Below are 21,725 nucleotides of genomic sequence, written 5' to 3' on the forward strand. Positions count from 1 at the left end.
GACTTGAGCCTCCCATGAATGCAACCAACGCTCCGATCCTGATCACCGGTGCCGGCCAGCGTGTCGGCCTGCATTGCGCCGAGCGCCTGCTGGATGAAGGCCAAGCCGTGATGTTCAGCTACCGCAGCGAACGCCCCGGCGTGCAGGCGCTACGTGAACGGGGTGCCATCGGCGTGTTTGCCGACTTCTCCAGCGAAGCCGGCGTGCTGGCTTTCATTGGCGCAGTCAAAACCCATACCCAAAGCCTGCGCGCAATCATCCACAACGCTTCAACCTGGGTCGCCGAAACCCCAGGCGACGAAAGCCGTGCCTTTATCGACATGTTCAGCGTGCACATGCTTGCGCCGTACCTGATCAACCTGCATTGTTCACCTTTGCTGCAACGTTCGACACCCGCCGATATCGTGCATATCAGCGATGACGTGGTGCGCAAGGGCAGCCGGCAGCACATCGCCTATTGCGCCACCAAGGCCGGGCTCGACAGCCTCACGTTATCGTTTGCCGCGCAGTTTGCGCCGCTGATCAAGGTCAACGGCATCGCCCCGGCGATGGTGATGTTCAACGAAGGCGATGACGCGGCCTATCGCACCAAGGTCCTGGCCAAGTCAGCCCTGGGCATCGAGCCCGGGCCCGAGGTGATCTACCAGAGCGTGCGTTACCTGCTGGACAACCCCTATGTCACCGGTACCACCCTGACCGTCAACGGTGGGCGGCATATCAAGTAAGCCGTTTTTGAGGATGTTGTATGACCTTATCCCTGCCCCACCACTACCGCGAAATCCTCAAGGGCCTGGGCGAAGACCCACAGCGCGAGGGCCTGCTCGATACGCCCAAGCGTGCCGCCAAGGCCATGCAGTACCTGTGTCATGGCTATGAGCAGAACCTGGAAGAAATCGTCAACGGCGCGCTGTTTGCGTCTGACAATGACGAGATGGTGATCGTCAAGGACATCGAGTTGTATTCGTTGTGCGAGCATCACCTGCTGCCCTTTATCGGCAAGGCCCATGTGGCCTATATTCCGACCGGCAAGGTGCTGGGCCTGTCAAAACTGGCGCGCATTGTCGACATGTTCGCCCGGCGCCTGCAGATCCAGGAAAACCTCACACGGCAAATCGCCGACGCCATCCAGGACGTGACCCAGGCCGCCGGCGTGGCGGTGGTGATCGAAGCCAAGCACATGTGCATGATGATGCGCGGCGTGGAGAAACAGAATTCAACCATGAACACCTCGGTGATGCTCGGCGCCTTTCGCGAGTCGAACACCACCCGTATGGAGTTCCTGCAACTGATTGGACGGAGCAAGTAGCAATGCCACAACTTCAACCAGGCATGGCGCGTATCCGGGTCAAGGACCTGTGCCTGCGCACCTTTATCGGCATCAACGAGGACGAGATCCTCAACAAGCAGGATGTGCTGATCAACCTGACCATCCTGTATGCCGCCCAGGAAGCCGTACGTGACAACGACATCGACCACGCCCTGAACTACCGCACCATCACCAAGACCATCATCGCTCACGTCGAAGGCAATCGCTTTGCCCTGCTGGAGCGCCTGACCCAGGAACTGCTGGACCTGGTGATGAGCAACGAATCGGTACTGTACGCCGAAGTCGAAGTAGACAAACCCCACGCGCTGCGCTTTGCCGAGTCGGTTTCGATCACTCTGGCCGCCAGCCGCTGATAGCAAGTGAGCCTTATGAACGACCAACAACGCCTCGAACTCGAAGCCGCCGCCTTTCGCCGACTGGTGGCCCATCTGGACAGCCGCAAGGATGTGCAGAACATCGACCTGATGAACCTTGCCGGCTTCTGCCGCAACTGCCTGTCCAAGTGGTACAAAGCCGAAGCCGACGAGCGCCAGATCGAGCTCAGCCTCGATGACGCCCGTGAAGTGGTGTACGGCATGCCGTACGCCGAGTGGAAAGCCCACTACCAGCAAGAAGCCAACGCCGACCAACAGGCCGCGTTTGCCAAAGGCAACCCACAGGGTTAGGCGCTAAGCCCTCACGACGTGCGACCCGCCCGCGGGAAAAACCAGGAAAGCAAAAGCATGCAGATTCAAACCTTTGATACTGCGGATGTGGATCAGCAACTGGCGATTTCCGGCTGGCAGGAGCACTACCAGCAAATGTCCCCGGGGTATTTCCAGGGCAAAGTTGTGTACATGCAGTTGGACGGCATCGAGGTGTATGAAGAGCAGATGAACACGCGGGTGGAGCAGCATTTCCATGCGCCCGCCGGTTCATTGGTCTTTAGTTTTGATACGGGTGACGGATCGCTGTACCTGCTCAACGAGGACAGTCAGAACACCTGGGTGACCCCGCAAAACTATAAAGAAGTCGCGGTGGTGATCGGCCCTCAATACCTCAAGCAACTTGATTGCCTGAACTTGAGCAGCCTGGATGGCATGCTCCTCACCCCGCTGGTTTCCCGGCAGAGCCAGGTTTTTGGCCACTGGTTAAGCAGCACGCTTCAACGGTTGGCCGTGGGGCAATCCCCGGTGCCTGAAGCAGGGCTGGCACAACAGCTGGTCGACGATTGCCTGTATATCCTCGATTGCCCGAGTCAGACGCCGGACCTGGCAAGCCTGAAACACCGAGCCCATGACCGCCGCCTTATCCAACGGGTTTTCGACCTGGTCATGGCCAGCCCGCAAGAACACTTCAATGTGTTGCAACTGGCCAACGGCGCGGGGGTGTCTGTTCGTCAGTTGCAACAACGCTTCACGTCTTCTATCGGTGTATCACCCAGCCAATGGCAGCGGTTACGCCGATTGAACTTTGCCCGCCGCGACTTACTGCGCAGGGTGCCCGCAGAGACGACCGTGGCGGAAATCGCCATGCGCTGGTCATTCTGGCACCTGGGCCGTTTCTCCCAGGCCTATTACCAGCTTTTTGGCGAACTCCCCAGCCGCACACTCTTACGTCCCCGCTGAATCGGCCCCCAAGCGCTTGCGCACCAAAATGAGGCGCGCACGCAAGCGTAAATCGGATAGAGGCCAGCCTTCTTGCGCCCGCATTATCGACTTCAAACAAGGAACCGTGCGTTCGCCGGCCATTGATGTGCTGCGTCGCTAAAACCTCAATAGAACAAAATCAATAAAGGACCTTTGAATGAAGCGATTGACCCCCTGTGTTCTGGCCGCGATGTTAACGGTGCCCTCACTGCAGGCCATGGCAGCAGCCGATCTGGTATTCACCAATGGCAAGGTTTTCACCGGTGTCCCCGGCCAAGCGCTGGCTCAAGCGGTGGCGGTGGAAAACGGAAAAATCCTCAAAGTCGGCAGTGATGCGCAGATCAATGCCCTCGCCGATGCCACCACTCAACGGTTCGACCTTGCGGGCAAGGTGTTGATGCCCGGCATGATTGATACTCACAGCCATCCGGTGTCTGCGGGCCTCGCGAGTCTGGGTGCCAACTTGCTGGATGAAGAAAAGCCATTGCCCGAGCTTGAGCAATGGATCATCGAGCAAGATAAGGCAGGCCGGGCCAGATCCGGGGACGTCATCTTAATTGCCGGCACCAGCTCGGCCTATTGGGATAAAAGCCGCGAACTGGGCAAGATCTTCAACCACGGCCGCTGGGCCGACCAACCGCTGGTGCTCAGTGGCATCGACGGCCACACCGGCTGGGCCAACAACGCCATGCTCAAGCGTGTGAAAGTCGATGCAGCACTGGTAAAAGGCCTGCCTGCGAACGAGCGTGACTACATCGGTCACGAAAACGACTTCACCCCCACCGGTTATTTTGCCGAGTCTCGCTGGGATCAGGTGCGCAATAAGGTTCCTGCACCGAGCAAAGAGATCATGCTCAAGGCTGCCCGCGAAGCGGTGAAGGTCAATAATGGTTATGGCGTCACCGCGTGGATGGATGCGGCATCAAACGCCGGCAATGGCGACTCGCTGTTCGACTTCACCGCCACGGAGCAGAGCTACGGCGTGCTGCCGTTCTACCGCGAACTGGCCGAGAAGGGCGAACTCAGTGCCCACGTCGCCGCCTTGATGCTGACCAACTCCAAAAGCAAGCCGGCCGACCTGGAAGTCGTGGCCAAAGTGATGAAAAAATTCGAGGGCGTGCCCAATCTGACATTCCCCGGCATCAAGATCTTTGCTGACGGCATCATGGAGTTTCCAGGGCAGACCGCAGCGGTCATCGCCCCCTACAAAAACACTAATAAACGCGGTCAGTTGCTGATCGATCCGAAGCATTTCGGTGAGTTGGTGGTGGCTGCGGAAAAGCGCGGCTGGATCATGCATGTACACGCGGACGGTGACCGCGCCGTACGTGAAGCCCTCAATGGCTTCGATTATGCGCGCCGCCTCAACCCGACGCCTGTGGCCCATAGCCTCGCCCACTTGCAAGTGGTCGATCCAGAAGACTTCCCTCGCTTCAAGCAACTGGGGGTCATTGCCTCCATGCAATTGCTGTGGGCCACCAGCGAGAGTTACACCGAAGAACTGGTCAAGCCTTACATCAGTACGTCTGCCTACGATCACCTGTACCCCGCCAAATCCCTGCATGACGCGGGTGCAACCATCGCGGGCGGCAGTGACTGGCCCGTCTCTGGCCCCAACCCGTGGAATGCCATTGCTCAGGCCAGCACGCGTAAAGGCCCGTTGGGGGTGCTCAACGCCAAGGAAAGCCTTGATCGCCAGGCCATGTTCTACGCCTACACCATCAATGCCGCCAAAACCCTTCGCCTGGATCAACAGATCGGCTCTTTGGAACCCGGTAAGCAGGCTGACCTGATCGTCCTTGATCGCGATGTGTTCAAGGTCAGCGACGACGAGCTATTCGAGACCAAGGTCCTGAACACCTTCTTCTCCGGCAAACAGATCTGACTCACTCGCTCAATATTACGCAAACACCTGACGCCGCTCCCAGAGCGGCGCTGGGCACGGTCGCGCCTGGAATAACTCACACACTCATAACAATAAGAGACTCCTATGAACGCACTTTCCGTCTTCACGCTTGCAGCGCTCGCCTTGACGCCCCTGATCAACGCTCAAGCCGTCGAGCTCAACGACAGCTTCGAGCTCATCATCAACCCCGCGCTGGTCAGCGACTATCGCACCAGTGGCATCTCGCAAACCCTGGGTGACCCTGCCGCACAACTGGGGGTTACCCTCAACCACGCCAGTGGTTTGTACGCCGGCGTCTGGACCTCGAATGTCGACTTTGGCAATGGCTCCAAAACGCGCCAGGAGATCGAATATTTCGCCGGCTATTTTTGGCAAATCCATGACCGCATCAGCCTGGACAGCTTCTACACGCAGTATGAGTACCCGCGCCAAAGCGATTACAACCAGGGCGAACTCAAGACTGTCCTGGATGTTTACGGCGTTCTGCTTGGCGGCAAATACGTGCGCAACATGAAAGGCCCTGACTACGAGGATGAACATGGCGAGTTCCACAAGGGTAAACAAGACGAGGACCTGTCATCGTGGTTCATCGGTTACCACACCGTGCTGCCCGCAGAGGTCGGCCTGGAAGCTCGCTATGAATACGTGGACTACAAAGACGACGTATTTTTCAGTAACAACGGCAACGGCCGTGCCGATTATCACAACTGGGAAATCAAGCTCAGCCGCGAGTTGGTCGGCGTTAACTGGTCGCTGAGCTATATCGACACCGACCTCTCGAAAGCCGAATGCACCAGCTTTACTGGCTTCGACAACCTGTGCAGCGCAACAATAGTGGCCGGCGCAAGTAAGACGTTCTAACCCGCCCGTCAGCTTGCATGTGGTTCGAAATAACCTTGAAAAAGTTACTATAGGTAATCTCACCTACACCCGTTAAGAAAGAGCCAGAACCGATGACTGATTTGAATACCCTGCGCGCCAGCCTCAACAGCGGCGAACATGTCTTTGCCGACACCCTGGCCTTTATCGCCGCCGGTTACGACTACCAACCGCAAGCCTTCACCAACGGCGGTGTGGAAAATGCCGCCGGGCAAAATGAAGGGTCGTGCAAGACCTTGGGTCTGGCGCTGCTGGAAGGGTTGAGTGATCAGGAAGCACTGCTGGCGTTTGGTGAGCATTACCGGTCGGTGGTGGCCACTCCGGACGGCAGTGACCATGGCAATATTCGGGCGTTGATTGCCCATGGGTTGGCCGCAGTGAAGTTTGCTGAACAGCCTCTGACCCGCCGCTGATTTTATCGTCGACCCCGCTCAATGTGGGCGCCGGGCGTGCCCTGATGCCTGTAGGAGCGAGCTTGCTCGCGAAAAACTCAAAGGCGCCGCGCTCATTCAGCAAGCACGCGTTATCGTTAACGTTTTTCGCGAGCAAGCTCGCTCCTACAGAACGCGATGACCGCTTAACTGACCGGTAACCACGATGCGAAGCGAGCCGCTCTTGATCTGCTTTTGATCTTAGGCGCCCCATCAAACCACGCTGGCCGGAATTCGACAGGGATTTGGGGGGTAAACCGGCAGGGATGCCGGTTTAGCCGCCCCGCGCCATGGATGGCGCGTGGCGGGGGCCCCCCAAATCACTGGCGGATTACGGGCACACCGAGCCCAAGCGAGGTGCCGAGTGGTGGGGCAAGAGCCCTTTGGTTACTTTGGGGCTTTTCCAAAGTGACCCGCCGTCAGGGCGGAACCCTAGGGGGCCGTTACCGCAGGAATGGATATACACACAATCCAGCTGTGTTGACTGCCAGACCGCCTTCGCGAGCAAGCCCGCTCCCAAAGTTTGATTGCGAGGTGTCAGGTAGATTGGCGTCGGCTGTTAGGCCGCCTTCGCAGGCAAGCCAGCTCCCACATTTGTTTAGCGGTGTAGGCTAGATCGCAGGCATAAAAAAGCCGGCTTCGCAGCCGGCTTTTTTTAAGTCAACGGGTTTAGAACGAAGCGTCCTTCAAACCGTCGAGGTAACGCTCGGCATCCAGGGCCGCCATGCAACCGGCGCCGGCCGAGGTGATGGCCTGGCGGTAGACGTGGTCTGCCACGTCGCCAGCAGCGAAGATACCTTCGATGTTGGTCGCAGTCGCATTGCCTTCACGGCCGCCCTGCACCACCAGGTACCCGTCCTTGGCTTCCAGCACGCCCTCGAACAGCGAGGTGTTCGGGGTGTGGCCAATGGCGATGAATACGCCGTCGACTTTCAGCTCGTCGAAGCTGCCGTCGTTGTTTTTCAGGCGGGCACCGGTCACGCCCATGTTGTCGCCCAGGACTTCATCCAGGGTGGCGTTGAGCTTGAGGATGATCTTGCCTTCAGCGACACGGGCGTGCAGCTTGTCGATCAGGATTTTCTCGGCGCGGAAGGTCTCGCGGCGGTGAACCAGGGTCACGGTGCTGGCGATGTTGGCCAGGTACAGCGCCTCTTCCACGGCAGTGTTGCCACCGCCGACCACGGCAACCGGCTTGTTGCGGTAGAAGAAACCGTCGCAGGTGGCGCAGGCCGAAACGCCCTTGCCCATGAACGCTTCTTCCGACGGCAGGCCCAGGTAACGAGCACTGGCGCCGGTGGCGATGATCAGCGCGTCGCAGGTGTACACACCGCTGTCACCGGTCAGGCTGTAAGGCTTCTTCGAGAAGTCGACCTTGTTGATATGGTCGAAGACGATCTCGGTTTCAAAGCGCTCGGCGTGCTCTTTCATACGCTCCATCAGCACCGGGCCGGTCAAGCCGTGCACGTCGCCCGGCCAGTTGTCGACTTCAGTAGTGGTGGTCAACTGACCGCCCGCCTGCATGCCGGTGATCAGCAGCGGCTTGAGATTGGCCCGGGCAGCGTAGACAGCGGCGCTGTAACCGGCAGGGCCGGAACCGAGAATAATCACTCGGGAATGACGGGTATCTGACATGACTCACTCCTACCGACCGCCCAGACCACAGGGCGGCGGGAATAAAAAAGGACGGCGAAGCACTTGGGGAAGGCTTTAACTCGCCAGGTCCTGAAAAATAATGGGTGCAGCGTATCGAGGGGGGCAAGATTAAGGAAATACGCATTAACAATCCAGCTCATAGGTGTTCTCTATGCGCGCATTCAAGTTAATCGACCCCTTTGTAACCCTGGATGTCGCTTACCTGCCCACGCTTTCACATCAGGTGCAAAGCCGGTAAGGTCGGCGCGTTCGCCATTTTGCTCGGAGTACTCCATGCCCGCCCCTGCTCTTTCCGGCCCGCAATACCTGCGTGAAGGCCTCAAACTGGTGTTGAGCCCTGGCCTGCGCCTGTTCGTGTTGCTGCCGTTGGCGATCAACCTGGTGTTGTTCGTCGGGTTGATCTATTTCGCCGGCCATCAGTTCAGCCTGTGGGTCGATAGCTTGATGCCAACGCTGCCCCACTGGCTAGGCTTTTTGAATTACCTGTTGTGGCCGCTGTTTGTGGTGCTGGTGGTGCTGATGGTGTTTTTCACCTTCACCATGCTCGCCAATATCATCGCCGCGCCGTTCAACGGGTTTCTTGCCGAGAAAGTCGAGGTGGTGGTACGGGGCACCGATGACTTCCCGCCGTTCAGTTGGGCTGAACTGGCCGCCATGGTCCCGCGCACCCTGGCGCGGGAGATGCGCAAGCTGGGTTACTTCCTGCCACGTGCCATCGGCCTGTTTATCCTGTCGTTCATCCCGGTGGTCAACCTGATCGCGGCGCCGTTGTGGCTGTTGTTTGGCGTGTGGATGATGGCGATCCAGTACATCGACTACCCGGCCGATAACCACAAGCTGGGCTGGAACGAGATGCTGGCGTGGCTGCGCCAGAAGCGCTGGCAGAGCATGAGCTTTGGCGGCATTGTTTACCTGGTGCTGCTGGTGCCGGTGGTCAACCTGTTGATGATGCCAGCGGCGGTGGCCGGGGCGACGTTGTTCTGGGTGCGTGAACAAGGCGCCGAAGCGATGGCGCAGCAAGCGGTGGCCAAGTCATAAATCCATCATCGCACTGACACAATGGCGACATGGCCCACGCCGACACTGTGGGTCATGACGACAGCCTCGCTTCACATCACCCTCATTACCGAAACCTTCCCGCCGGAAATCAACGGGGTGGCCAATACCCTTGGCCGCCTGTGCGAAGGTTTGCGCTCACGCGGCCATCAGGTCGAGCTGGTACGCCCACGCCAAAGTGCCGACCAAAGCCGCCCCAGCGACGATGAACTGCTGCTGTGCCGCGGCTGGCCACTGCCCGGCTATCCAGGCCTGCAATGGGGCCAATCGTCAATGCGCAAGTTACTGCGCCGCTGGACGCGCCAGCGCCCCGATGTGCTGTATATCGCCACCGAAGGGCCGCTGGGGCTTTCGGCGTTGCGCGCCGCGCGGCGCCTGGGCATCAGCGTGGTCAGCGGCTTTCATACCAATTTCCAGCAGTATTCGAACCAGTATGGCTTGAGCCTGTTGAGCCGCGTGGTCACCCATTACCTGCGCTGGTTTCATAACCGCTCAAGCCTGACCCTGGTGCCAAGCGCCAGTCAGCGCCTGGAGTTGGAGCGTCGACATTTCGAGCGTCTGGGCATGTTGTCGCGGGGGGTGGACAGCCAACTGTTCCATCCAGCCAAACGCAATAACGCCTTGCGTGATGATTGGGGCTTGGCGAACGACGATATTGCCGTGCTGCATGTGGGACGCCTGGCTCAGGAGAAGAATCTGGGGCTGCTCAAGCGCTGCTTTGAGGCATTGCAAGACACCTACCCCATGCGGCGCATGAAGCTGATTATCGTCGGTGACGGCCCCCAGCGTTCGTCACTGGAACGTGACTTGCCCGATGCGGTGTTCTGCGGAGCTCAACGCGGCGAAGAGTTGGCAAAGCATTACGCCTCAGGGGATTTGTTCCTGTTCCCAAGCCTGACCGAAACCTTCGGCAATGTGGTACTTGAAGCGATGGCTTCAGGCCTGGGCGTGGTGGCTTATGATCAAGCAGCCGCAAGCCAGCATCTGCGTCATGGCTATAGCGGCGCACTGGCAATGCCTGGGGATGAAAACGCGTTTTGCGATGCGGCCATCTGGCTGCTGGAGGAGCGCGAAACGCTACGCAGAGCGCGCTTGAATGCCCGACAACATGCCAGCCGTCAGGGCTGGCCGGCGATTATCGAGCAATTCGAGCGCCAGTTGCGTGGAGTATGCGAGGACGGTCAGCGAGTGCCTGCCCTCTCACCGCTCACACCAGGGTCATCAACGCCTCACGACTGAAGGGCAAGATGTCGCCCTCGCGCCCTTCGCGCACCTTCACGGCCCAATCCGGGTCCACCAGCAACGCACGGCCCACGGCTACGAGGTCGAACTCATCGTTGTTCAGGCGCTCCAGCAGTTTCTCCAGACTGGCAGGCTGGGCAACCTTGTCGGTGTTGACCATGAACTGCAGGAACTCGCCATCCAGGCCCACGCTGCCCACGGTGATGGTTGGCTTGCCGGTGAGCTGACGCGTCCAGCCGGCCAGGTTGAGGTCAGAGCCTTCAAATTCCGGCTCCCAGAAACGGCGAGTGGAGCAGTGAAAAATATCCACACCGGCGTCAGCCAGTGGCTTGAGGAACTCACCCAACGCTTCAGGGGTTTGTACCAGGCGCGCGGTGTAGTCCTGCTGCTTCCACTGGGAGAAACGCAAGATGATCGCAAAGTCCGGGCCGACAGCGGCGCGGGTCGCCTGGATCAGTTCAATGGCAAAGCGCGAACGGTTGGCCAGGCTGCCACCGTATTCGTCGGTGCGCTGGTTGCTGCCTTCCCAGAAAAACTGGTCGACGAGGTAGCCGTGGGCACCGTGGATTTCCACGCCGTCCATGCCGATCGCCTGGGCATCCTTGGCGGCCTGGGCGAAGGCGTTGATCACGTCCTTGATGTCTTGCTTGGTCATGCCGTGCACAACGACATTGCCGTCCTTGAGCTTTTCCGTCGGGCCATAAGCCGGCACGCTGGCGTCAGGCTCGGTGCCGATACGGCGCACACTGCCCACATGCCACAGCTGCGGGACAATCTTGCCGCCTTCGGCGTGGACCGCATCGACCACTTTCTTCCAGCCAGCCAAGGCGGCTTCGCCGTAGAAATGCGGCACGTTGGGATAGCCGTTTGAGGCCTGGTGCCCGACCACGGTGCCTTCAGTGATGATCAAGCCCACACCCGCAGCCGCACGGCGGCGGTAGTACTCAATGACTTTGGAATTGGGCACGCCACCCGGGGAGAACGAGCGGGTCATGGGCGCCATCACCACGCGGGTCGACAGTTGCAATGCACCGAGCTGGAAGGGTTTGAACAAGGCTTGGACGGGCATGGAACGCTCCACGGCAAAGAAATTTATGACGTGGATAATATGCAGACCACAGCGCCACTCATAGCACTATTGATCTAAATGATTAAGGTACAGAAGCACCCGAATACCTGTAGGAGCGAGCTTGCTCGCGAAGCACCTGAGGACGTCGCGTACTTAAGGAAGGACGCGTTATCGTTGGTGTTTTTCGCGAGCAAGCTCGCTCCTACAGTGGATTGGAGTCAGCTCAGGGCTTTTTCGATCGCCTGGATGATGGAGGGATCGTCAGGGGACGTACGGGGTGAGAAGCGCGCAAGTACGCGGCCATCTTTACCTAACAGGAATTTCTCGAAGTTCCAGGTGATATCCCCGGGGAATTCAGCGCCCTCGCCCGCCAGCAAGCGGTACAACTGGTGCCGATCAGGGCCGTTGACCTCGATCTTGCTGCCCAGTGGAAAGGTCACGCCGTAGTTCAGGTCACAGAACTGCTGAATTTCTTCCTCGGTGCCGGGCTCCTGGCCTGCAAACTGGTTGCATGGCAAGCCTAGCACTGTGAACCCTTGGTCCTTGTACTGCTGGTAGAGGCTCTCCAACGGCCTATATTGCGGGGTCAAACCACATTTGGACGCCACATTGACCACCAGCACGACTTGGCCCTTGAAAGGCGCCAGCGGTAGTGCTTGTCCGTCCAAGGCTTTGAGTTTCAGATCGTGGAAAGCACTCATGACGAACTCCAGATATCCCATGTTCTTTGCATTGCAGCCCTTCGGAGCTTACAACCGGCAAAGCTGCAATCATAGACGCCAGTGACGAAACTCGCCTGCAGGTTACTGAGCGGTCGGCCAGGGCAGAATAGGAATCGCCGTCACCGCATTCTGCGGGCTGCCTTCGATCAGGCGGTCGCTGTAGACCAGATACACCAGGGTGTTGCGCTTCTTGTCGAGGAAACGCACGACCTGCATGGTCTTGAACACCAGGGAGGTGCGCTCCTTGAACACTTCGTCGCCGTCCTTGAGCTCACCCTTGAAGTGGATCGGGCCCACTTGGCGGCAGGCGATCGAGGCTTCGGCACGGTCTTCGGCCAGGCCCAGGCCGCCCTTTACCCCGCCGGTCTTGGCGCGGGACAGGTAGCACGTCACGCCATCGACCTTGGGGTCGTCAAACGCTTCGACCACAATCCGGTCGTTAGGGCCGACGAACTTGAACACCGTCGACACCTGGCCGACCTCTTCGGCCGAGGCCAGCAGCGGCACGGCCAACAGCAGGCCGAGCAATCCCTTCATCACGCGCATCGTGTATTTCCTATGGTTAGACCAGGATCAGGTTGTCGCGGTGAACCAGTTCCGGTTCTGCCATATAACCCAAGAGTCCGACAATGGCGTCGGAGGGTTGTCCAATAATCTTCTGTGCTTCCAGGGCGCTGTAATTGGCCAGGCCGCGCGCAATCTCGCGACCGTCTGGCGCAACGCACACCACCATCTCGCCACGGCGGAAGCTGCCCTGCACCAACTTCACCCCCACCGGCAGCAGGCTCTTGTTGCCCTGGGACAACGCTGCTACTGCGCCCGCGTCCAGCACCAGGGTGCCACGGGTTTGCAGATGACCGGCCAGCCATTGCTTGCGCGCCGCCAGCATGCCGCGTTCCGGCGACAGCAGCGTACCGATGCGCTCACCGGCCTTGAGGCGATCGAGCACGCGCTCCAGGCGCCCGCCGACGATAATGGTGTGGGCCCCCGAACGCGCCGCCAGGCGCGCAGCGCGCAGCTTGGTCTGCATGCCACCGCGGCCCAGGGCACCGCCGACACTGCCGGCGACCGCATCCAGCGCCGGATCATCGGCGCGGGCTTCGTAGATAAGCTGGGCATCGGGGTTGTTGCGCGGGTCGGCGTCGAACATGCCATCACGGTCGGTGAGGATCACCAACAGGTCGGCCTCGACCAGGTTGGCCACCAGGGCGGCCAGGGTGTCGTTGTCACCGAAGCGGATTTCGTCGGTGACCACGGTGTCGTTTTCGTTGATGACCGGGATGACCTTGAGCTCCACCAGCGCGCGCAAGGTGCTGCGGGCGTTGAGGTAGCGCTTGCGGTCGGACAGGTCGTCGTGGGTCAGCAGCACCTGCGCCGTGTGGCGGCCGTGCTCGGCAAAGCTGGACTCCCAGGCTTGCACCAGGCCCATCTGGCCGATGGCGGCGGCGGCTTGCAGTTCGTGCATCGCGCTGGGTCGCGCGGTCCAGCCGAGGCGGCTCATCCCGGCGGCAACCGCTCCGGACGACACCAGCACCAACTCAACGCCTGCTTCATGCAAGGCCACCATCTGCTCGACCCAGACGCTCATGGCTGCACGATCCAGACCTTTGCCATCCGCCGTCAACAGCGCACTGCCGATTTTCACGACCCAGCGCTGCGCACCTGTCACTTTGCTCCGCATCATCTTCAACCTTAGAGTGAGGGCCGCGCGACCCAGCGCTGCCCATAACGTTATACCCGGATACCAAAACGCCGCTCCAGGGAGCGGCGTTCAAGTTTATCGCAACGGATCAGTCACGCACGTAAATGATTTCCGGACCGTCTTCATCATCCACGTCTTCTTCGTCCCAATCATCGTCACCGATGTCGTGGACCGACTTCACGCCGCTGCGGCGCAGGGCACGCTGGTCGTCCAGGGCCTGCAACTGGGCACGGGCTTCGTCTTCGATCTGCTGGTCGAGCTCGGCGAGTTCGGCCTTGTACACCGGGTCGGCCGCCAGGCGGTCGGCACGGTCTTCCAGGTAACGCATGATGTCGCGGGTCAGGCGCTCGGTGCCTTCTTTGGCGATGGCCGAGATGACGTAGACCGGACCTTCCCACTCCAGGCGGTCAACGATCTCCTTGACGCGCTCTTCGTGCTCTTCTTCGAGGATCTGGTCGCACTTGTTCAGTACCAACCAGCGATCGCGCTCGGCCAGGGCCGGGCTGAACTTGGTCAGCTCGCTGACGATGACTTCGGCGGCATCGGCGGCACTGGTGTCATCCAGCGGTGCCATGTCGACGAGGTGCAGCAGCAAACGGGTGCGGGACAAGTGCTTGAGGAAGCGGATACCCAGGCCTGCGCCGTCGGAAGCGCCTTCGATCAAGCCAGGAATGTCGGCAACCACGAAGCTTTTCCAGCGGTCTACGCTGACCACGCCCAGGTTTGGCACCAGGGTCGTGAACGGGTAGTCGGCGACTTTCGGCTTGGCGGCCGATACCGAGCGGATGAAGGTACTTTTACCCGCGTTCGGCAGGCCCAGCAGGCCCACGTCCGCCAGTACTTTCATTTCCAGCTTCAGGTCGCGCTGCTCGCCCGGCTTGCCCGGCGTGGTCTGGCGCGGTGCACGGTTGGTGCTGGACTTGAATCGGGTGTTGCCCAGACCGTGCCAGCCGCCCTGCACAACCATCAGCTTCTGGCCGGCCTTGGTCAGGTCGCCAATCACTTCCTGGGTCGCGGAGTCGATGATCGTGGTGCCGACCGGTACGCGCAGTACCAGGTCTTCACCTTTTTTACCGGTGCAGTCGGTGCTGCCGCCGTTGGAACCACGCTCGGCATCGAAGTGCCGGGTGTAACGGTAGTCGACCAGGGTGTTGAGGTTCTCGTCGGCCATCATGTAGATGGAACCGCCGTCACCGCCGTCACCGCCGTTCGGGCCACCGTTTTCGATGAATTTTTCGCGACGGAAACTCATGCAACCGTTACCGCCGTCGCCTGCTTTTACTCGGATGGAAACTTCATCAACGAACTTCATAACAAAACGCCTCTCGCCGCATGGACGAGCTTAAGAAACCAAGACATAAGACTCTTGCAAAAATGAGCGCAGCGACCTCAATCAGCGACCGCAAACCAGCGCCTGAGCTCATCACAGACAGCTTTGCAAGAGACTCACTCCACAAACGAAAAAGCCCCGTCGCAAGACAGGGCTTTTCCAGCGATCTCGCAATTAAGCTGCGACAACGCTCACGTAACGGCGGTTGAACGCGCCCTTTACTTCGAACTTGATCACGCCTTCGATTTTAGCGAAGAGGGTGTGATCTTTACCCATGCCAACACCGTAACCGGCGTGGAATTGGGTGCCGCGCTGACGCACGATGATGTTGCCCGGAATGATTTTCTGGCCGCCATACATCTTCACGCCAAGGCGTTTGGCTTCTGAGTCGCGACCGTTACGGGTACTACCACCAGCTTTTTTGTGTGCCATGAGTCAATTCTCCTAGTGAGGAATTAGGCTGAAATTAAGCCTGAATACCGGTGATTTTGATCTCGGTGTACCACTGGCGGTGGCCCATACGCTTCATGTGGTGCTTACGACGACGGAACTTGATGATGCGGACTTTATCGTGACGACCTTGGGAGATCACTTCAGCCACAACGGTAGCGCCAGCAACAACTGGAGCGCCGATGTTCACGTCATCGCCATTGGCGACCAACAGAACGCGATCAAAAGTAACGGATTCGCCAGTAGCGACTTCCAGTTTCTCGATCTTCAGGTATTCACCTGGGGCGACTTTGTATTGCTTGCCACCAGTAACAATTACTGCGTACGACATGGTATTTCTCCGATAATCCTGCTCACCCAGCGCTTTATAAGAAGAGGTATTGGCTGGCATGGCTGCATGGGATGGACGTCCCGAATGCAATTGCGTAAGGCAGGTGCTGCCCAGGAAGTTCAGGGTGCGCGATTGTACGCAAGCTATGGGAGGCTTGCAAGGGGCCGTCTATCGCGCCTTGACACCCGGGGGTGAGGGTCCTAGCATGCCGCGCAACCCTTCTGGAGCGACTGTCGCTGATGCAACCCCAAGCTTTCTACCGCGCGGTCGCGGACGATTTTAGCGCCGTCGACGGCATCATCAAGCAGCAGCTGACGTCTAAAGTGCCGCTGGTCTCCAAAATTGGCGACTACATTACGTCGGCGGGCGGCAAACGCCTGCGTCCTTTATTAGTGTTGCTGTGTGGCAAGGCCCTGGGCCGTCAAGGCGATGACCTGCGCCTGTTGGCCGCCACCATCGAATTCCTGCACACCGCCACCCTGCTGCATGACGACGTGGTCGACATGTCCGGCATGCGCCGTGGTCGCGAGACCGCAAACGCCATGTGGGGCAATGCGCCCAGCGTGTTGGTGGGCGACTTCCTGTATTCGCGTTCGTTCGAAATGATGGTCGAGCTGGGCTCGATGCCGGTGATGAAGATTCTTTCACAGGCCACACGCATCATCGCCGAAGGCGAAGTGTTGCAGCTGTCCAAAGTCCGCGACGCCAGCACCACCGAAGAAACCTATATGGAAGTGATTCGCGGCAAAACCGCGATGCTCTTCGAAGCCTCGACCCACAGTGCCGCCGCGCTGTGTGGCGCCACCGCCGAACAGGCCGAGGCGCTGCGCACGTTCGGTGATCACCTGGGCGTGGCGTTCCAACTGGTGGATGACCTGCTCGATTACAAGGGCGACGCCGAAACCCTGGGCAAGAACGTCGGTGACGACCTGGCCGAGGGCAAGCCGACCTTGCCGCTGATCTACACCATGCGCGAAGGCACGCCGGAACAGGCTGCCCTGGTGCGCAAGGCGATCCAGAAAGGCGGGATCGAAGACCTGGAAGCCATCCGTGCCGCTGTGGAAGCCTCGGGTTCCCTGGAGTACACCGCGCAACTGGCGCGTGACTACGTGGCGCGGGCGATCACATGCTTGGAAGCGCTGCCGGCCAGCGAATACCGGGATGCCCTGGTTGAGCTGAGTGAGTTTGCGGTCGCCCGTACTCACTGATCTAGCACTTTTTAATGTGGGAGCTGGCTTGCCTGCGATGACTGTAGTGAATTCACTGCCGCTATCGCAGGCAAGCCAGCTCCCACATTAGAACGAGTCCAACCCCACCCGCGTTTAAAACCCTATATAATGTGCGACTTTTAGCCATCCCTGACTTTCTAGGAGCTTTAGTGAGCACGTTGCCTCCCTGCCCCAAATGCAATTCCGAATACACCTACGAAGACGGCGCCCAGCTGATCTGCCCGGAATGCGCCCATGAATGGTCCGCCACTGGCGAGGCCGAAGTGGTTGGCGATGAAACCGTGAAGAAAGACTCTGTGGGCAACGTCCTGCAGGACGGCGACACCATCACCGTGATCAAAGACCTCAAGGTCAAGGGCACTTCCCTGGTGGTCAAAGTCGGCACCAAGGTCAAGAACATCCGCCTGTGCGACGGCGACCACGATATCGATTGCAAGATCGACGGTATCGGCCCGATGAAGCTCAAGTCCGAGTTCGTGCGCAAAGTCTGATCCTGCTGCATTCCATCCCGCGCCCGCCGCGGGGTGGCGTTTTGCCCTCTGCGTTGATCGAACGCAATACCCACACAGAAAAAAACAGAAACTGCCAATAGACGCTTGCTATTCTACGAATAAGAATTATTCTCATTGAAACCCATCAAGGAGAACGACCATGACTTATTTGATAGATGCCTGGCTGGATCGCCCTCACCCTTACCTGCGAATCCTGCATCGGGAAACCGGTGAAGTCTGTGCGGTGCTTGAAGAAGAAGCGCTGAACGAGCTGCAGGACCAGGGCGATCTGGACGTAAACGGCCTGAGTTCCAGTGAGCCTGGGGTGCTGAAGGAAGTGGTGAGGAATCTGTTTCTGTTCTGCTATGCACGAGCGTTGCGCCCGGCGACGGAGCTCAATGGCAAGTTCCATCCATGAAGAAACTGGCAAACGCCTGTTGGGGCGAACGCGTTCGTCCCAACAGGTAACCAGCGGGTCTTACAGAACGTCGAGCAGCTCGACGTCGAATACCAGAACGCTGTGCGGCGGGATGCTGCCAACGCCTTGAGCGCCGTAAGCCAGTTCGCTCGGCACGTACAGGCGCCATTTGCTGCCGGCATTCATCAGTTGCAGGACTTCGGTCCAGCCGGCGATCACGCCGCCAACCGGGAATTCTGCAGGCTGGCCGCGCTCGTAGGAGCTGTCGAACACAGTGCCGTCGATCAGGGTGCCGTGGTAGTGAGTGCGCACTTGGTCTTCACGGGTCGGCTTGGCGCCGGTACCAGCCGTCAGCACTTCAAATTGCAGGCCGGAAGCCAGGGTGGTGATGCCATCACGCTTGGCGTTTTCCGCCAGGAAAGCCAGGCCAGCGCCTGCTGCAGCTTCAGCCTTGGCAGCGGCTTCGGCTTGCATGATTTCACGGATCACTTTGAAGCTGGCCGCCATTTGTTCTTGGTCAACACGGCTAGGCTTGCCTGCGAACGCGTCGGTCAGGCCGGCCAGGATCGCGTCCAGGCTGACGCCCGGTGGCGGGTTGTCACGCAGTTGGTCGCCCAACTGACGGCCGATACCGTAGCTGACGCGGGTTTCGTCGGTGGACAGATTAACTTCGGACATGAAGAGGCTCCGCTGTAGGACGCCACGGTTTCCCGCGCCGCCCAGAACTAAAAGGGCCCGCAGACTAGCACACATGAGCGGGCCGTGATCAGCCCCACCCCGGCTTTGCCGTAGCGCGCCAGCGCCCCTTCGTCGACGACCAATAAAAGTATTTCAGAATCATCCTTTCCCGCCGATACAGCCCTACACATCTTGGCTGGCTCAAACAAAAACACACCGTCCAGCAGACAGACATCACTCTTCAAGGAGCTTTCGATGAACAGCTGGTTCGGTAACATCAGTGTCAATCTCAAACTCGGCCTGGGCTTCGGCCTGGTATTGGTCCTCACTTCAGTCCTCGCACTCACGGGCTGGACCAGCCTGGGCGGCTTGATCGACCGTAGCAATTGGATGAGCGACATCACCCAGCTCAACGCCTCGTTGACCAAGCTGCGTATCGTGCGCTTGCAATACATGCTGGCCAACGGTGACGAAGCCGTGGCGCAGAACGTGCAGACCAGTCTCGATGCCTTCGCCGCCCAGCAACAGAAGCTGCTGGACAGCTTCAAGAGCCCGGAAAACCTCAAACTGCTCAATGAGCAGAAAGCCGTCATTACCGCTTACCGCCAGTCCCTGAACAAAATGCGCGAGGCCTACCGCAATGGCAACGCTGCGCGCGACGTCATGGGCGCCAAGGCCGACATCGCCAACGCCCAAATCAATGCGCTGGAAACCAGCGTGCAGCAGTCACCCGACAGCCCGGAACGCTTCACGCAGTTCGTGGCCGTGACCCAGGCCAAGAACGAATTCCTGCAGGCTCGCTACGAAGTACGCGGCTATACCAATAGCCCCAACGCAGAAAGCGAAGCGCGCGCGGCTACACAGCTGGAAAAAGCTGTTGCGGGTTTGAAAGGCCTCAGCGTTGCCTTCGGTACTGGGCAGCAAAGCGCATTGTCCGCACTGGAAACCGCCCTCGTTGCTTATCGCAGTGCGGTGCAGAGCTACAAAGCGGCCAACGCCAATATCGTCACCGCCCGTGCCGAAATGACCACCCAGGGCGCCGATATCGTGACGATCAGCGACAAACTGTACGACATCCAACTGGAACGTCGCGACGCTGAAAGCGCCCAGGCCCGTAGCCTGCAGTTGATCAGCACCTTGCTGGCCCTGTTGGTCGGCGTGATTGCCGCGTGGGTGATCACGCGCCAGATCACCCGTCCGATTCAGGAGACGCTGGCCGTGGTGGAACGCATCGCTTCGGGTGACCTGAGCCACAACATCCAGGTGACCCGTCGTGATGAGTTGGGCGTGTTGCAGCAAGGCATCCAGCGCATGGGCACCACTTTGCGCGAGCTGATCAGCGGCATTCGCGACGGCGTCACTCAGATCGCCAGCGCCGCCGAAGAGTTGTCAGCCGTGACCGAGCAAACCAGCGCCGGTGTGAACAGCCAGAAGATCGAGACCGATCAGGTCGCCACCGCGATGCATGAAATGACTGCCACTGTGCAGGAAGTTGCACGCAATGCCGAGCAAGCTTCCCAAGCCGCTTCCGACGCCGACGGCCAAGCCCGCGAAGGCGATAAAGTGGTGGCTGAAGCCATCGCCCAGATCGAACGCCTGGCGGCCGAAGTGGCGCGTTCCACCGATGCCATGACGCACCTGCAACAAGAGAGCAACAAGATCGGCAGCGTGATGGATGTGATCAAGGCCGTGGCCGAACAGACCAACCTGCTGGCCCTCAACGCCGCCATTGAAGCTGCGCGTGCCGGTGAAGCCGGCCGTGGCTTTGCCGTGGTCGCCGACGAAGTACGCGGCCTGGCGCAGCGTACACAGAAGTCCACCGAGGAAATCGAAGGCCTGGTGGCAGGCTTGCAGAACGGCACCCAACAAGTCGCCAGCGTGATGAACAACAGCCGCAGCCTGACCGACAGCAGTGTCGAACTGACGCGCAAGGCCGGGGTATCCTTGGAAAACATCACCCGCACAGTGTCCAATATCCAGTCGATGAACCAGCAGATTGCCGCGGCCGCCGAACAGCAAAGCGCCGTGGCGGAAGAGATCAGCCGCAGTATCGTGAACGTGCGGGACGTGTCCGAGCAGACCGCGACTGCCAGTGATGAGACGGCCAAGTCGAGTGTGGAACTGGCACGGTTGGGCAGCCAGTTGCAGCAGATGGTCAGTCATTTCCGGGTGTAAAACACCAAAAAGCCGCCTCGGCCTGAACCGAGGCGGCTCCAACTTTTCAGACCTTAACGGTCATCGAAGCTGTCCCGCAGAAACTTCCATACGTGATAAGCACGTAGGCAGTTCACTGCGAGGCTCCATGTACGTCGTGCAAACTTAGACATACTCGGCCCTCCGTGAGTTGGGCCTTACCTCCAGCGCACTTACCGGAACATGTGAGCCTTTGGATGCACGTCAGTGCTCCTGTGAGGCGGCTGGGTTTATGGTCCTCCCGCATGAATCCGGCACGGATTACTAGCCCGTGGCGGTCGGTCCAAAATTTGCGCGCTAACCCAGTCAACCTACTTCACGATGTACCCAGAACGAGAGCGATACTAGCTCAGCACTCTGCACCAAGGTGTGACAAACACCACTCAGTTCGCCTTAAAAGTTGTTGCTGTTTTTTGCAGATTTAACTAATAAAAAAGATGTGTACTGCGGTGGAAAACCGCTTGTCGTCGAGTGTTGCATAAGGCCCTAAAGCAACAGTAGTATCGGTACCACGTCAGTGCTCCTGTGAAGCCGCAACCCCAGCCACTAACTGGGTTTGCAAAAAAAACCGCCCTACTAAGGCGGTTTTTTATTGCCCGCAATTTGCCACTCAGCCCTCGCTGTCCTCAACAAACACCAACCGATTCCCAAACGGGTCTCTGATGCTCATCTCCCGCGTCCCCCAAGGCGTGTCTTCAACCCCAGGCTTGGCATAACGGTACGCTTTGCCCAGCAACTGCTGCTGATACGCATCGACTCCTTGGGCCAGGATCCGCACGGCCGCCCCTGGCGAAGCATCGCCATGATGCTCGGACAAATGCAGCACACACTCCCCCAGCGACACTTGCAGGTACAACGGAAAATTCGCCTCGAAGCGATGCTGCCAATCAACCTTGAACCCCAGAAAATCGACGTAGAACTCCAACGCCTTGGCCTCGTCGAACATCCGCAGGATGGGGGTGACTTTTCCTAAGTGCATGGCAACAGCTC

Annotated in this window: 24 protein-coding genes and 1 pseudogene; 15 read left to right on the top strand and 10 right to left on the bottom strand. The window is 59.2% G+C overall.

Annotation, left to right across the window (positions count from 1 at the left end; all coding sequences use genetic code 11):
- Positions 1-14: 14 nt before the first annotated feature.
- The 8 genes from folM to PSH76_RS24995 all read left to right on the top strand — a co-directional run bounded on the left by folM (position 15) and on the right by PSH76_RS24995 (position 6,153).
- Positions 15-725, top strand: a complete 711-nt coding sequence (gene folM, locus PSH76_RS24960; protein ID WP_305493074.1) for a dihydromonapterin reductase — start codon at positions 15-17, stop codon at positions 723-725.
- A gap of 20 nt (positions 726-745) precedes the next feature.
- Complete coding sequence (gene folE, locus PSH76_RS24965; protein ID WP_305493075.1) at positions 746-1,306, top strand: GTP cyclohydrolase I FolE; 561 nt, start codon at positions 746-748, stop codon at positions 1,304-1,306.
- A 2-nt stretch (positions 1,307-1,308) separates the two neighbouring features.
- Positions 1,309-1,680 carry a dihydroneopterin triphosphate 2'-epimerase gene (gene folX / locus PSH76_RS24970; protein ID WP_305493076.1) on the top strand — a complete coding sequence of 124 codons (372 nt, stop codon included), beginning with the start codon at positions 1,309-1,311 and terminating at the stop codon, positions 1,678-1,680.
- Between the two features lie 15 nt (positions 1,681-1,695).
- Complete coding sequence (locus tag PSH76_RS24975; protein WP_032895346.1) at positions 1,696-1,992, top strand: DUF1244 domain-containing protein; 297 nt, start codon at positions 1,696-1,698, stop codon at positions 1,990-1,992.
- Between the two features lie 57 nt (positions 1,993-2,049).
- A complete protein-coding gene (locus PSH76_RS24980; protein ID WP_305493077.1) occupies positions 2,050-2,934 on the top strand; it encodes a helix-turn-helix domain-containing protein in 885 nt (294 codons plus the stop codon).
- 178 nt (positions 2,935-3,112) lie between these two features.
- Positions 3,113-4,840 carry an amidohydrolase gene (locus PSH76_RS24985; RefSeq protein ID WP_305493078.1) on the top strand — a complete coding sequence of 576 codons (1,728 nt, stop codon included), beginning with the start codon at positions 3,113-3,115 and terminating at the stop codon, positions 4,838-4,840.
- A 105-nt stretch (positions 4,841-4,945) separates the two neighbouring features.
- On the top strand, positions 4,946-5,722 hold the full coding sequence (locus tag PSH76_RS24990; RefSeq protein WP_098950392.1) for a TorF family putative porin: 777 nt from the start codon (positions 4,946-4,948) through the stop codon (positions 5,720-5,722).
- A 92-nt stretch (positions 5,723-5,814) separates the two neighbouring features.
- Entirely contained in the window at positions 5,815-6,153 is a 339-nt protein-coding gene (locus PSH76_RS24995) for a HopJ type III effector protein (protein WP_098950391.1), read from the top strand.
- Positions 6,154-6,840: 687 nt separating this feature from the next.
- Here PSH76_RS24995 and trxB read toward each other — a convergent pair.
- A complete protein-coding gene (trxB, locus tag PSH76_RS25000; RefSeq protein WP_003194076.1) occupies positions 6,841-7,803 on the bottom strand; it encodes a thioredoxin-disulfide reductase in 963 nt (320 codons plus the stop codon).
- Positions 7,804-8,097: 294 nt separating this feature from the next.
- Here trxB and cysZ point away from each other — a divergent pair, with 294 nt between their 5' ends.
- A complete protein-coding gene (cysZ, locus tag PSH76_RS25005; RefSeq protein ID WP_019817478.1) occupies positions 8,098-8,862 on the top strand; it encodes a sulfate transporter CysZ in 765 nt (254 codons plus the stop codon).
- 54 nt (positions 8,863-8,916) lie between these two features.
- Complete coding sequence (locus PSH76_RS25010; RefSeq protein WP_098950390.1) at positions 8,917-10,119, top strand: glycosyltransferase family 1 protein; 1,203 nt, start codon at positions 8,917-8,919, stop codon at positions 10,117-10,119.
- On the opposite strand, the gene PSH76_RS25015 is transcribed toward PSH76_RS25010, so the two are convergent.
- The 7 genes from PSH76_RS25015 to rplU form a co-directional block, all read right to left on the bottom strand.
- Entirely contained in the window at positions 10,088-11,191 is a 1,104-nt protein-coding gene (locus PSH76_RS25015) for an NADH:flavin oxidoreductase (RefSeq protein ID WP_305493079.1), read from the bottom strand. The two genes, PSH76_RS25010 and PSH76_RS25015, sit on opposite strands and share 32 nt — an antisense overlap.
- Before the next feature lie 218 nt (positions 11,192-11,409).
- Complete coding sequence (locus PSH76_RS25020; RefSeq protein ID WP_305493080.1) at positions 11,410-11,892, bottom strand: glutathione peroxidase; 483 nt, start codon at positions 11,890-11,892, stop codon at positions 11,410-11,412.
- A gap of 102 nt (positions 11,893-11,994) precedes the next feature.
- Complete coding sequence (locus PSH76_RS25025) at positions 11,995-12,459, bottom strand: CreA family protein (RefSeq protein ID WP_032895338.1); 465 nt, start codon at positions 12,457-12,459, stop codon at positions 11,995-11,997.
- Between the two features lie 16 nt (positions 12,460-12,475).
- Positions 12,476-13,594, bottom strand: a complete 1,119-nt coding sequence (proB, locus tag PSH76_RS25030; RefSeq protein WP_003194083.1) for a glutamate 5-kinase — start codon at positions 13,592-13,594, stop codon at positions 12,476-12,478.
- Positions 13,595-13,703: 109 nt separating this feature from the next.
- Entirely contained in the window at positions 13,704-14,927 is a 1,224-nt protein-coding gene (cgtA, locus tag PSH76_RS25035) for an Obg family GTPase CgtA (protein WP_003194084.1), read from the bottom strand.
- Positions 14,928-15,119: 192 nt separating this feature from the next.
- A complete protein-coding gene (gene rpmA / locus PSH76_RS25040) occupies positions 15,120-15,377 on the bottom strand; it encodes a 50S ribosomal protein L27 (protein ID WP_003176049.1) in 258 nt (85 codons plus the stop codon).
- 34 nt (positions 15,378-15,411) lie between these two features.
- Positions 15,412-15,726 carry a 50S ribosomal protein L21 gene (rplU, locus tag PSH76_RS25045; protein WP_007950961.1) on the bottom strand — a complete coding sequence of 105 codons (315 nt, stop codon included), beginning with the start codon at positions 15,724-15,726 and terminating at the stop codon, positions 15,412-15,414.
- Positions 15,727-15,965: 239 nt separating this feature from the next.
- Between rplU and PSH76_RS25050 the strand changes: the two genes are divergently transcribed.
- The 3 genes from PSH76_RS25050 (at position 15,966) to PSH76_RS25060 (ending at position 17,864) form a co-directional block, all read left to right on the top strand.
- A complete protein-coding gene (locus PSH76_RS25050) occupies positions 15,966-16,934 on the top strand; it encodes a polyprenyl synthetase family protein (RefSeq protein WP_003194086.1) in 969 nt (322 codons plus the stop codon).
- Positions 16,935-17,104: 170 nt separating this feature from the next.
- Positions 17,105-17,446 carry a zinc ribbon domain-containing protein YjdM gene (locus tag PSH76_RS25055; RefSeq protein WP_003194087.1) on the top strand — a complete coding sequence of 114 codons (342 nt, stop codon included), beginning with the start codon at positions 17,105-17,107 and terminating at the stop codon, positions 17,444-17,446.
- 160 nt (positions 17,447-17,606) lie between these two features.
- Complete coding sequence (locus tag PSH76_RS25060; protein ID WP_003194088.1) at positions 17,607-17,864, top strand: hypothetical protein; 258 nt, start codon at positions 17,607-17,609, stop codon at positions 17,862-17,864.
- A gap of 60 nt (positions 17,865-17,924) precedes the next feature.
- Here the strand turns inward: PSH76_RS25060 and PSH76_RS25065 are convergent, their stop codons facing one another.
- Positions 17,925-18,542, bottom strand: a complete 618-nt coding sequence (locus PSH76_RS25065; protein WP_305493081.1) for an FKBP-type peptidyl-prolyl cis-trans isomerase — start codon at positions 18,540-18,542, stop codon at positions 17,925-17,927.
- 390 nt (positions 18,543-18,932) lie between these two features.
- Here PSH76_RS25065 and PSH76_RS30845 point away from each other — a divergent pair.
- Both PSH76_RS30845 and PSH76_RS30850 read left to right on the top strand, forming a co-directional pair.
- A pseudogene (locus PSH76_RS30845) lies at positions 18,933-19,814 on the top strand (methyl-accepting chemotaxis protein); the annotation flags it as partial.
- Between the two features lie 198 nt (positions 19,815-20,012).
- Positions 20,013-20,717, top strand: coding sequence for a methyl-accepting chemotaxis protein (locus PSH76_RS30850; RefSeq protein ID WP_370874670.1), 705 nt, complete (start codon positions 20,013-20,015; stop codon positions 20,715-20,717).
- 628 nt (positions 20,718-21,345) lie between these two features.
- On the opposite strand, the gene PSH76_RS25075 is transcribed toward PSH76_RS30850, so the two are convergent.
- Positions 21,346-21,714: a glyoxalase superfamily protein gene (locus tag PSH76_RS25075; protein ID WP_305493083.1), complete on the bottom strand. Its 369-nt coding sequence runs from the start codon at positions 21,712-21,714 to the stop codon at positions 21,346-21,348.
- Between the last annotated feature and the right edge of the window lie 11 nt (positions 21,715-21,725).

Source organism: Pseudomonas sp. FP215 (assembly GCF_030687795.1).
In the GTDB taxonomy this organism is placed as follows: Bacteria; Pseudomonadota; Gammaproteobacteria; order Pseudomonadales; family Pseudomonadaceae; genus Aquipseudomonas; species Aquipseudomonas salmasensis.

Bases quoted from the DNA above. Each gene is read 5' to 3' on its own strand.
- folM (WP_305493074.1), top strand. From the start codon at position 15: ATGAATGCAACCAACGCTCCGATCCTGATCACCGGTGCCGGCCAGCGT.
- folE (WP_305493075.1), top strand. From the start codon at position 746: ATGACCTTATCCCTGCCCCACCACTACCGCGAAATCCTCAAGGGCCTG.
- folX (WP_305493076.1), top strand. From the start codon at position 1,309: ATGCCACAACTTCAACCAGGCATGGCGCGTATCCGGGTCAAGGACCTG.
- PSH76_RS24975 (WP_032895346.1), top strand. From the start codon at position 1,696: ATGAACGACCAACAACGCCTCGAACTCGAAGCCGCCGCCTTTCGCCGA.
- PSH76_RS24980 (WP_305493077.1), top strand. From the start codon at position 2,050: ATGCAGATTCAAACCTTTGATACTGCGGATGTGGATCAGCAACTGGCG.
- PSH76_RS24985 (WP_305493078.1), top strand. From the start codon at position 3,113: ATGAAGCGATTGACCCCCTGTGTTCTGGCCGCGATGTTAACGGTGCCC.
- PSH76_RS24990 (WP_098950392.1), top strand. From the start codon at position 4,946: ATGAACGCACTTTCCGTCTTCACGCTTGCAGCGCTCGCCTTGACGCCC.
- PSH76_RS24995 (WP_098950391.1), top strand. From the start codon at position 5,815: ATGACTGATTTGAATACCCTGCGCGCCAGCCTCAACAGCGGCGAACAT.
- trxB (WP_003194076.1), bottom strand. From the start codon at position 7,803: ATGTCAGATACCCGTCATTCCCGAGTGATTATTCTCGGTTCCGGCCCT.
- cysZ (WP_019817478.1), top strand. From the start codon at position 8,098: ATGCCCGCCCCTGCTCTTTCCGGCCCGCAATACCTGCGTGAAGGCCTC.
- PSH76_RS25010 (WP_098950390.1), top strand. From the start codon at position 8,917: ATGACGACAGCCTCGCTTCACATCACCCTCATTACCGAAACCTTCCCG.
- PSH76_RS25015 (WP_305493079.1), bottom strand. From the start codon at position 11,191: ATGCCCGTCCAAGCCTTGTTCAAACCCTTCCAGCTCGGTGCATTGCAA.
- PSH76_RS25020 (WP_305493080.1), bottom strand. From the start codon at position 11,892: ATGAGTGCTTTCCACGATCTGAAACTCAAAGCCTTGGACGGACAAGCA.
- PSH76_RS25025 (WP_032895338.1), bottom strand. From the start codon at position 12,459: ATGCGCGTGATGAAGGGATTGCTCGGCCTGCTGTTGGCCGTGCCGCTG.
- proB (WP_003194083.1), bottom strand. From the start codon at position 13,594: ATGCGGAGCAAAGTGACAGGTGCGCAGCGCTGGGTCGTGAAAATCGGC.
- cgtA (WP_003194084.1), bottom strand. From the start codon at position 14,927: ATGAAGTTCGTTGATGAAGTTTCCATCCGAGTAAAAGCAGGCGACGGC.
- rpmA (WP_003176049.1), bottom strand. From the start codon at position 15,377: ATGGCACACAAAAAAGCTGGTGGTAGTACCCGTAACGGTCGCGACTCA.
- rplU (WP_007950961.1), bottom strand. From the start codon at position 15,726: ATGTCGTACGCAGTAATTGTTACTGGTGGCAAGCAATACAAAGTCGCC.
- PSH76_RS25050 (WP_003194086.1), top strand. From the start codon at position 15,966: ATGCAACCCCAAGCTTTCTACCGCGCGGTCGCGGACGATTTTAGCGCC.
- PSH76_RS25060 (WP_003194088.1), top strand. From the start codon at position 17,607: ATGACTTATTTGATAGATGCCTGGCTGGATCGCCCTCACCCTTACCTG.
- PSH76_RS25065 (WP_305493081.1), bottom strand. From the start codon at position 18,542: ATGTCCGAAGTTAATCTGTCCACCGACGAAACCCGCGTCAGCTACGGT.
- PSH76_RS30850 (WP_370874670.1), top strand. From the start codon at position 20,013: ATGACTGCCACTGTGCAGGAAGTTGCACGCAATGCCGAGCAAGCTTCC.
- PSH76_RS25075 (WP_305493083.1), bottom strand. From the start codon at position 21,714: ATGCACTTAGGAAAAGTCACCCCCATCCTGCGGATGTTCGACGAGGCC.